The sequence below is a fragment of the Mycobacterium sp. genome, from assembly GCF_049802695.1.
Taxonomy (GTDB): domain Bacteria; phylum Actinomycetota; class Actinomycetes; order Mycobacteriales; family Mycobacteriaceae; genus Mycobacterium.
This window is the reverse complement of the sequence record NZ_JBARMY010000419.1, coordinates 1-9,359: the sequence shown is the minus strand read 5'-3', so window position 1 is coordinate 9,359 and position 9,359 is coordinate 1. Positions and strand designations below refer to the sequence as shown.

Annotated in this window: 9 protein-coding genes, 1 pseudogene and 1 riboswitch; of the genes and pseudogenes, 3 read left to right on the top strand and 7 right to left on the bottom strand. The window is 66.0% G+C overall.

Annotated elements, in window-relative coordinates:
- The 4 genes from WA317_RS17035 to WA317_RS17020 form a co-directional block, all read right to left on the bottom strand.
- Positions 1–492, bottom strand: a 492-nt coding sequence (locus WA317_RS17035; protein WP_425174149.1) for a transglycosylase family protein, incomplete at its 3' end; no start/stop codon positions are given.
- A 10-nt stretch (positions 493–502) separates the two neighbouring features.
- A riboswitch (cyclic di-AMP (ydaO/yuaA leader) is annotated at positions 503–682 on the bottom strand.
- Between the two features lie 242 nt (positions 683–924).
- Positions 925–1,221 (bottom strand): MoaD/ThiS family protein, encoded by a 297-nt coding sequence (locus WA317_RS17030; protein WP_425174148.1) that lies wholly within the window; start codon positions 1,219–1,221, stop codon positions 925–927.
- Positions 1,214–2,293 carry a GTP 3',8-cyclase MoaA gene (gene moaA / locus WA317_RS17025; protein WP_425174147.1) on the bottom strand — a complete coding sequence of 360 codons (1,080 nt, stop codon included), beginning with the start codon at positions 2,291–2,293 and terminating at the stop codon, positions 1,214–1,216. Before moaA ends, WA317_RS17030 begins: the two co-directional genes overlap by 8 nt.
- The gene (locus WA317_RS17020; RefSeq protein WP_425174146.1) at positions 2,290–2,694 is read right to left on the bottom strand and encodes a YccF domain-containing protein; all 405 of its coding nucleotides are present in this window, start codon (positions 2,692–2,694) and stop codon (positions 2,290–2,292) included. The genes moaA and WA317_RS17020 overlap by 4 nt, the downstream gene beginning before the upstream one ends.
- Positions 2,695–2,857: 163 nt before the next feature.
- On the opposite strand from WA317_RS17020, the gene WA317_RS17015 reads away from it, so the two are divergent.
- From WA317_RS17015 to WA317_RS17005, 3 genes are all read left to right on the top strand, one after another.
- Positions 2,858–3,268, top strand: coding sequence for a cold-shock protein (locus WA317_RS17015; RefSeq protein ID WP_425174145.1), 411 nt, complete (start codon positions 2,858–2,860; stop codon positions 3,266–3,268).
- A 106-nt stretch (positions 3,269–3,374) separates the two neighbouring features.
- Positions 3,375–5,321: an acyl-CoA dehydrogenase family protein gene (locus WA317_RS17010; protein WP_425174144.1), complete on the top strand. Its 1,947-nt coding sequence runs from the start codon at positions 3,375–3,377 to the stop codon at positions 5,319–5,321.
- 9 nt (positions 5,322–5,330) lie between these two features.
- Positions 5,331–6,335 (top strand): glutathione S-transferase family protein, encoded by a 1,005-nt coding sequence (locus tag WA317_RS17005; protein WP_425174143.1) that lies wholly within the window; start codon positions 5,331–5,333, stop codon positions 6,333–6,335.
- An 87-nt stretch (positions 6,336–6,422) separates the two neighbouring features.
- Here WA317_RS17005 and WA317_RS17000 read toward each other — a convergent pair.
- The 3 genes and pseudogenes from WA317_RS17000 to WA317_RS16990 all read right to left on the bottom strand — a co-directional run.
- Positions 6,423–7,275, bottom strand: a pseudogene (locus WA317_RS17000) (endonuclease domain-containing protein); the annotation flags it as partial.
- A 96-nt stretch (positions 7,276–7,371) separates the two neighbouring features.
- Complete coding sequence (locus WA317_RS16995; protein ID WP_425174142.1) at positions 7,372–7,857, bottom strand: DUF2771 domain-containing protein; 486 nt, start codon at positions 7,855–7,857, stop codon at positions 7,372–7,374.
- Positions 7,854–9,359: MFS transporter (locus tag WA317_RS16990; RefSeq protein WP_425174141.1), on the bottom strand; the 1,506-nt coding region annotated here is incomplete at its 5' end. The genes WA317_RS16995 and WA317_RS16990, both read right to left, overlap by 4 nt.

Genomic DNA, 9,359 nt, shown 5'->3' with positions numbered 1-9,359 from the left:
GTCAGCGGGAGCAGGCGGCAGGTCCTCCGGCGGCGCGGGCGCATCCAGCGCCGCGGGCTCGGGGTTGGCCTCCGGGTCGTCGATCGGGGCATTCGTCGGTGCAGTATCAGCGAGCACGTTGCGCGGCGTTGCACCTGACAGTCCGTGGCCGCACACCGGCCAAGCACCGCGGCCCTGAGTGGCGAGCACCCGTTCGGCAACCGCGATCTGCTGCTCGCGAGAGGCCATATTCGCCGACGGGGCGAACTGGCCGCCGCCGTGGGCTGCCCAGGTGCCCTGATTGAATTGCAGCCCGCCGTGGTACCCGTTGCCGGTGTTGATCGCCCAGTTGCCGCCGGATTCGCATCCGGCGACCCGGTCCCACTCGCCGTCGGTCGCCGCCGAAGCGTGGCCCGCCAAGGCCATGCCGCCGCCGCCGATCACAGCTCCGGTAACCGCGATTTTAGCGACGCTGATGCCCGATGTCGTGGGCTTACGATGCCGTCCGCTCATAAGTGCGCGTTATTCCTCTCTGCACGCGCCTGCGAGGTCAGCTGTCGGGTTCGGGCTGGAGAGGCTGCCCGGCCTGCGTCGTATCTGCTGAGAAACGACGCAGGCTTCACCCCAAGGAGCTTTTGGCTCCAGGTCCGATTCGGGTGGACGTTTGGGTCCCCCGCCTCCATCCATCGGGTGTCGTTGGTGTCCCTGGCCTACCGGATGGAGCTCGGCGCTGTAGGAGGGAAGGCTCACCGCTCGGTCCGGCTCGGCGCGCCCGGGAAAACGGTAACGGCTCAATGCAATTCCGTCATTTTTTGTTCAGCCCGGCGTTTCGTCCGGCGGCGAGTGGGAAAACACCAGGAAGTGGCGTCGTTCACGCAGGTCAACGGCGACGAGATCGAGCCGTTGCCGCGTCGTGATTAAACCGTTATGTGGCGCAAATCACAATCATCCGCCGGCGAACGGCGGCAACACATCGATCGTCTGACCCGATCTGACGGGTCGGACCGTCGCCGCCTCGGTGCCGACGGCCATCCCGTCGCACAGGTAGGAACAGCGGCTCAGCACCGACGACAGTTCCGCGTTACGCTTCGCGAGGCCTTGCACCACTTCGGCGACTGTGACGCCGGATCGGACGGTGATGGTCTCCGACTCCGTGCCGGCAGCTGCCCGCGCGGCCGCGAAATAGCGCACCGTCACCCGAATATCGTGCGGGTGGGTCGACTTCACCGCGGGCTCAGCCACCGATCGCGTTCATCGGGCGGTCAGGCTGAATGAATCCCGGGTCGTTGATGCCGTGGCCGGCCGCCTTGCGCCACATGGCGGCCCGCCAGGCCGCCTCGATGACGTCATCGCCGGCGCCCTGGCGCAGCAGCCGCCGAAGGTCGGTTTCTTCGGCGCTGAACAGGCAGTTGCGGACCTGCCCGTCGGCGGTCAGCCGAGTGCGGTCACATTGCGAGCAAAACGCGTGGGTCACCGATGCGATGACGCCGACCTTGCCAGCGGGCCAATCCGGCCCTTCGTCGACGAGCCACAGCTCGGCCGGCGCTGAACCCCGCGGTGCCGGGTCCGTTCGCAGCCGGAAATCTGACCGCAGCGCCGCCAACAGGTCGTCGGCGCTCAGCCCGGCGCCGCGGCGCCAATGATGCCCGGCGTCCAGCGGCATCTGCTCGATGAACCGCAACTGGTGACCGCCCCGCAGGCAGAACCGCAGCAGCTCGACAGCGCCTTCCGGCTTGGTGCCCGGCACCAGCACGGCGTTCACCTTGATCGGCCGCAGCCCAGCGGCCTTCGCCGCCACCAGACCGTCGAGCACGTCGTCGAGCCGGTCCCGTCGCGCGACAGCCGCGAAATCGGCGCGGTCCAGGGTGTCAAGCGAGACGTTGACCCGATCCAGGCCGGCTTTGGCCAGAGCGACGGCCCGGTGGGCCAGCCCGAGACCGTTGGTGGTCAACGCGATCTCCGGGCGCGGCCGTAGTGCGGCAGTCGCCGCGATGACCTGTTCGAGGTGCCCGGCCAGCAGGGGCTCTCCGCCGGTGAACCGCACATTGGTGATGCCGAGCCGGTGGACTGCGATACGCAGCAGCCGAGCCAGTTCGTCGGGCCCCAGCAGCTGCTCGCCGGGCAGCCAGTTCAGGCCCTGCGCGGGCATGCAGTACGTGCAGCGCAGATTGCAGCGGTCGGTCAGCGACACCCGCAGGTCGGTGGTGACCCGGCCGAAGGTGTCGACCAGCGGTCCAGAGGTGGGCATGCTCGTCGCGACGACGCTGCCCTTGCGGCCTTGCACCGTCGGCACACCCAGCGCGGTGACGGTCACATGTGCACCCAATCCGATCGTGTCGAGGAGCCGGCGGGGACGATCTGCTTGCCCAGCGGCACCAGCGACACCGGAATCAGTTTGAGGTTGGCCAGCGCCAGCGGAATCCCGACGATCGTTGCCGCCATGGCGACGGCAGTGGTCAGATGGCCGATGGCCAGCCAGAAACCGCACAGCACAATCCAGAGCACGTTGCCGACGAGGGCACCGTCACCGGCGCCCGGCTTGTCGACGATCGTGCGTCCGAACGGCCACAGCGTGAACCACGCTATGCGCAGCGCGGCGAAGCCGAACGGAATGGTGACGATCAGCAGGAAACAGATCAGCGCCGCCAGCAGGTAGCCGAGTGCCAGCCAGAGGCCGCCGAAAACCAACCATATGACGTTCAGGATCAGGCGCATTTCTCCTCCAACGGTGACTTCAACCCTACCGAGAAATCGGGGTGCTCCGCTGGCCGCCACCCGAGTAGGATCAGCAGGCTGACGCGTCCTGCGCAGGCGGGACGCTTCCTTGTGTGGCCCTCCGAGAATCTAAAGAACTCCCTCAGACAAGCAGGTGAGACCAGTGCCGACAGGCAAGGTGAAGTGGTACGACGCCGATAAGGGGTTCGGCTTCCTGTCACAGGAGGAAGGCGAGGACGTTTATGTCCGTTCTTCGGCGCTGCCTGCTGGTGTCGAGGGGCTCAAGGCGGGCCAGCGGGTTGAGTTTGGCCTGGCTTCCGGTCGGCGAGGCCCGCAGGCGCTGAGTCTCAAGCTGATCGACCCGCCGCCGAGTCTGGCGCGTACCCGCAGGGAAACGCCATCCGTTGAGCACAAGCACAGCCCGGACGAATTGCACGGCATGGTCGAAGACATGATCACCTTGCTGGAGAGCACACTGCAGCCCGAATTACGGAAAGGTCGCTATCCCGACCGCAAAACCGCACGCCGGGTCTCAGAGGTGGTCAAGGCGGTGGCCCGAGAATTGGACGCCTGACCGGATAAAGCACCCGCCGTCATCGTCGAATCGGTGAACTGTGGGGGCTGCTGGCAGCAGACTGAGAGCGGTAGTCCTGGGAGTCCTAGCACGAGAGGGTGGCGCCGTGACGCAGCAAGCTCAGATCTCCGAAGAACAGGCGCGGGCCGTCGCCGAAGAGTCACGCGAAAGTGGCTGGGATAAGCCATCATTCGCTAAGGAATTGTTCCTGGGTCGTTTCCCGTTGGCGCTGATCAATCCCTTCCCGCAGCCGTCGAAGGACGAGACAGCACGCATCGCAGCTTTCCTGGACAAGCTGCGCGACTTCCTCAAGACCATCGACGGCACCGTCATCGAGCGCGACGCTGAGATCCCTGATGAATATGTCAAAGGGTTGGCCGAACTCGGATGCTTCGGCATGAAGATCCCGGCGGAATACGGCGGCTTGAGTCTGTCTCAGGTCGGCTACAACCGGGCGCTGATGCTGGTATCGAGCGTGCACCCCAGTTTGGGGGCGCTGCTGTCGGCGCATCAGTCGATCGGCGTGCCCGAGCCGCTCAAGCTCGCCGGGACGCCCGAACAGAAGGCGAAGTTTCTGCCCCGGTGTGCGGCCGGCGCGATATCGGCATTTCTGCTCACCGAACCGGACGTGGGTTCTGATCCGGCGCGCCTCGCCTCGACCGCGACGCCGGTCGACGGCGGACAGGCGTACGAACTCGAGGGCGTCAAATTGTGGACGACGAACGGCGTGGTCGCCGATCTGTTGGTCGTGATGGCCAAGGTCCCCAAGAGCGACGGGCACCGCGGCGGAATCAGCGCGTTTGTGGTCGAAGCCGATTCGCCGGGCATCACCGTTGAGCGTCGCAACCGATTCATGGGTCTGCGCGGAATCGAAAACGGCGTCACCCGACTGCATCAGGTGCGCGTGCCCAAAGAGAATTTGATCGGACGCGAAGGCGACGGCCTGAAGATCGCGCTGACCACCTTGAACGCCGGACGACTTGCCATTCCCGCCATCGCCACCGGGGCGTCCAAGTGGTCGCTGAAGATAGCCCGCGAGTGGTCTGCCGAACGGGTGCAGTGGGGCAAGCCGGTCGGCAAGCATGAGGCGGTGGCCGGCAAGATCGCTTTCATCGCCGCCACCGCCTACGCGCTCGACGCGGTATTGGAGCTCTCCGGTCAGATGGCTGATGAAGGCCGCAACGACATCCGGATCGAGGCTGCGCTGGCGAAGTTGTGGTCCAGCGAGATGTCCTGCGTGATCGCCGACGAGCTGTTGCAGATCCGCGGTGGCCGTGGCTATGAAACAGCCGAATCGTTGGCCGCTCGCGGTGAACGCGCGGCACCCGTCGAGCAATCGCTGCGGGATCTGCGTATCAACCGCATCTTCGAGGGATCCAGCGAGATCATGCGGCTGCTGATCGCGCGCGAGGCCGTCGATACACACCTCTCGGCTGCCGGTGATCTCGCCAAGCCGGACAGCGATCTGCGGCAGAAGGCGACCGCAGCGGTCAATGCGAGCGGCTTCTACGCGAAGTGGCTGCCACAGTTGGTCTTCGGTGAAGGTCAGCGCCCCGCTTCTTACCGTGAATTCGGCAAGCTGGCGACACATCTACGGTTCGTCGAACGGTCCGCGCGCAAATTGGCACGCAACACCTTTTACGGGATGGCTCGCTGGCAGGCCAAGCTGGAGCAGAAGCAACAGTTCCTGGGACGGGTCGTCGATATCGGCGCGGAGTTATTCGCGATGTCGGCGGCCTGCGTGCGTGCCGAGTCGCAGCGCGCCGCGAATCAGACTGTCGGACAGCAGGCTTATGAGTTGGCCGGCGCGTTCTGTGAGCAAGCGACCCTTCGGGTGCAGGCCCTGTTCGACGCGCTGTGGACCAACACCGACGACGCCGACGTCCAGTTGTCGCGCGAAGTGCTCGACGGCCGCTTCAGCTGGCTCGAGGACGGCATTCTCGACCCGTCCGAGGGCACCGGACCCTGGATCACGCACTGGGAACCGAGTGCGTCCACCGAGCCGAACCTGGCACGACGGTTCTTGAACCGGGCACCTGAAATGCAGCAGTAGGCTGCCGACGTGGCGTCTTATGTGGCCGGTGCTGGCGAATTCAACCGGGACACGAACTACATCAACACCCGCATCACCGCCGACGGGCGCGATGGGTACCCGGTCGAGCCGGACCGTTATCGGCTGATCGTTGCGCGCGCGTGCCCGTGGGCCAACCGCGCGATCATCGTGCGCCGACTCCTGGGGCTGGAAAAGGTGCTCTCCATCGGCTTTTGCGGCCCCACCCACGATGAACGCAGCTGGACTTTCGATCTGGACCCCGGTGGCGTCGACCCGGTACTGCACATACCGCGCCTGCAGGACGCCTATTTCAAACGATTCGCCGATTATCCGAAAGGGATCACCGTCCCGGCGATCGTCGACGTGCCGACCGGAGCTGTGGTGACCAACGATTTCGCGCAGCTGACGCTGGACTTGTCCACCGAGTGGACCGCCTACCACCGCGACGGTGCACCGCAGTTGTACCCCGAACCGTTGCGGGCCGAGATCGAGGAGGTAAGCAAAAGGGTCTACACCGAAATCAACAACGGGGTGTACCGTTGCGGCTTCGCCGGCTCACAGCAGGCCTACGAGGCGGCCTACGACCGGTTGTTCACCGCGCTCGACTGGGTGGGCGAGCGGCTCAGCGGTCAGCGCTACCTGACAGGCGACACGATCACCGAAGCCGATGTCCGACTGTTCACCACGCTGGCCCGGTTCGACCCGGTGTATCACGGGCATTTCAAATGCAACCGGCACAAGCTGTCCGAGATGCCGGTGCTGTGGGCTTACGCCCGTGACCTGTTCCAGACACCGGGTTTCGGTGACACCGTCGACTTCGTTCAGATCAAGCAGCACTACTACATCGTGCACGCCGATATCAATCCCACCCGCATCGTGCCGAAGGGGCCCGAGTTGTCCGGCTGGCGCACAGCACACGGTCGAGAAGCGTTGGGCGGCAGACCGTTCGGCGACGGTACACCACCCGGGCCACCGGTCGACGACGAGCAGGTGCCCGACGACCACAGCGCCTAGCGTAGGGGGCCGAACGTGGAGTTGTGGGGCGAAAGTACGCGATTTCGACCGAACAGCTCGACGTTCGACGGGTGCTCATGCTCACCACCCTGAAGCCTGTAGTGCGCGGTGCGCGCGTTCGACGACGACGTGCGGTCGCTGGCGCAGTAGCTCAGCACTCACCCTGACCACCGTCCAGCCGCGCGCCTCCAACTCGGCGATACGGTCGATGTCGCGGGTGCGCTGCACCGGGTCGGTCCAATGCTGCGCCGTCGAACTCCACGGCCACTTCCCACTCGGCCCAGCCCATATCGACTCGGGCGAACACTGTGCCCCAGGCGGTGAGCACCCGGATTTGGGTCTGCGGTCGCGGCAAGCCACCGGCGACGAGGGCCAAGCGTGTCTTCGTCTCATAGGGTGATTCGGCCCCGCCGTCGACCAGCGGCAATGCACGCCGCAATTGCACCAAGCCTCGTGCCGCTCGATGACGGTCTGCCAGCAGGTCGACGTCAGCCACCTTCAAGCCGGTCGCGTTCGCCAGTGCATCCAGGCGAATCACCGCGCCGACCAACCCCTTTCGCCGCCCCAGATCGAACGCCGTGCGGGCCGGCGTCGTCATGCGGATCCCGTTGCGGACGCAGATCTCGTCATCCCACAACTTGTCGCTGTGCAAGACGACGCCGCGGGCCTTGTCCCGGCTGCGCCGGTTGAGTTCGGCAGGCAGCCAGTCGTCGATCCATAAGGTACGGTGCAGGGCTGCCGCTGACAAACCCGCCGCTGTGGCCGCTCGCCCCGACCACAACCAGGCAGCGGTTGCCCGAGTGACCGCGGTCAACTTCTGGCCGCGTGGGACGTACACGTTGCGGTGAACCAGCTGAAATCTCGTCCGCAGTTGATGCGGCGTCACGAGACCGGCGGCCAGCGCTTCGGTCCCAGTGAACGGCCACTGCAGGTTGTGCATGCGCCCACGGTGCCGGGCGGTGCCGACAGCTTCGCGTCAACGTCGACTTGTTGTGCACATCGCTGCCGATCTGCCCCAGCAAGTCGACGATCGGCCTCAGAAGACCGTCCGCACCGACCATTCGGCGTGCGGAACGTCGATCAGCTCGCCGCGGGGGTCGAAGACCAGCGTCAGCAATTGCACGGCGATCCCGGTCAGCCGGCCGCGCTGCGGGTCCACCGTCGGGATGGTGACGGCCAACCGGCTGGCGGGCCGGTAGATGGTCGACATGGTGTTGGCCGGGTCTTCGTAGACCCGCAGCAGCCGCCACGGTGCGCGACCGATCGCCTGAGGTACCGACAGCTGAACCGGATCGTGCACGCTCACCGGCAGTTCACCCTGCTCTTGCGGCCGCTGGCACTCGTTGAGGTTGAGCACGTTACAAAACAGGTACGGCCCTACGCGGGTCAGATGCCCGGCGGAGTAAGCGCTGATCTCCGGCTGCCGCGGAACATGTTCGCGCGCAAGCAGCCACGCGCCGGCTCCGGTGCCTGCGGAGGCCAGCACGGCGACCGCGAGCACTGCGACTGTGCGGATCCTCACGCTTGCTCGACCATCACCGGTCGGTTGCCGCCGAGTCCCGGAATCAACGACTCGCCGCGGAAGCTGACGACGGTCTGCGCCAGACCCAGGATTAATAAAGCGCTGACCACGGTGAAACCGATCCATAGATCCGTGTACAACATCACCCCGAGCGCGCCGCCGAGCACCCACGCCAGTTGCAGCGTCGACTCCGAACGTCCGAACGCCGACGCGCGGGACTGCTCCGGCAGGTCGTCCTGCAAGGAGGCATCCAGTGAAGCCTTTGCGATGGCACTGGCACCTGCCGTCAGCAGCGTCGCCCCGGCCGCCACGATGAGGCTGCCGGTCATCGCGGCCGCCAGTGCCGCCACAGTGACCACCACGGTGCAGCGAACCACGACGACAGCCGGCCTGCCCAGCCGCAGTCGCGCGCTGGTGAAGTTGCCGGCGAAGTTCCCGAGTGCCGCGGCGGCCCCGATCAACCCCAGCATGCCCACCTGCCGCCAACCGCTGGCGTGCTGTGCCTTCGCGACGAAAGCCGGATACAAAAACAAAAACCCGACCATGACCTTGATGGTGCTGTTGCCCCATAGCGAGGTGATGATGTTGCGGCCCAGAGGTTGTCGTAACGCACCGCCAGCCTTCGGAGCGTCCTGCTGCCAGCCGGCTCGCGCCGGCCCGCCGGGGACGCGATAGCGCAGTTGGGTCGGAACTTCACCGGCGGTAACCTCGACCCATCGCGGAATACCCATTGACAACGACGCGCCCCCCACGGTGACGACGATGACGACGAACAACGCGCCAGGCATGGCGAACAAGTGAGTGAACAGATACTCAGTGCCGCCCGCGATTCCGCCGCCGACGATCGTCCCACCGAGCAGGCCGAACATGGTCAACCGGGAATTGACCCGCACCAGGTCGATGGTCGGCGGCATCACCCGCGGGGTGACCGCACTGCGTAAGACGCTGAATGATTTCGACAGCACCATCATCGCCAGGGCGCACGGATAGAGCACCCAGGACGGGTAACTACCGGTCGCCCCGTCGTAGTTGAAGATCAGCACCACCGCCAATGCCGTTCGCAAGGCGAATGACAACGCCAGCGCGACCCGCCGGCCGTGCTGCAGCCGGTCCAGCGCCGGGCCGATCAGCGGCGCGATCACTGCGAACGGCGCGATCGTGATCAGCAGGTACAGCGCCACTCTGTCCTTGCTCTCCCCGGAAGCCGCCGCGAAGAACAGCGTGTTGGCCAGCGCAACGGCCATCGCGGAGTCAACCGCGAAGTTCGCGACCACTGGCCACGTCAGCGCCGTCAGTCCGGACTTGTCGGCGCCGTCGGCGGTGGCGGCCCGCTGAACCAGCCAGTACATCCGGGAACCCATCTCCCGGCTGCGCTGGGCGGCCACGCGCGTGACGGTGATCCGTTCGCCGGCGCGCTCACCACGCGGCGGCCCGCTACTTCCTGCGGAGTCCTGCCGCTCCCGGTTCAGCGGCGGCAGATAACGGTTCGCGCTGGGCATGGG

Bases quoted from the DNA above. Each gene is read 5' to 3' on its own strand.
- WA317_RS17020 (WP_425174146.1), bottom strand. From the start codon at position 2,694: ATGCGCCTGATCCTGAACGTCATATGGTTGGTTTTCGGCGGCCTCTGG.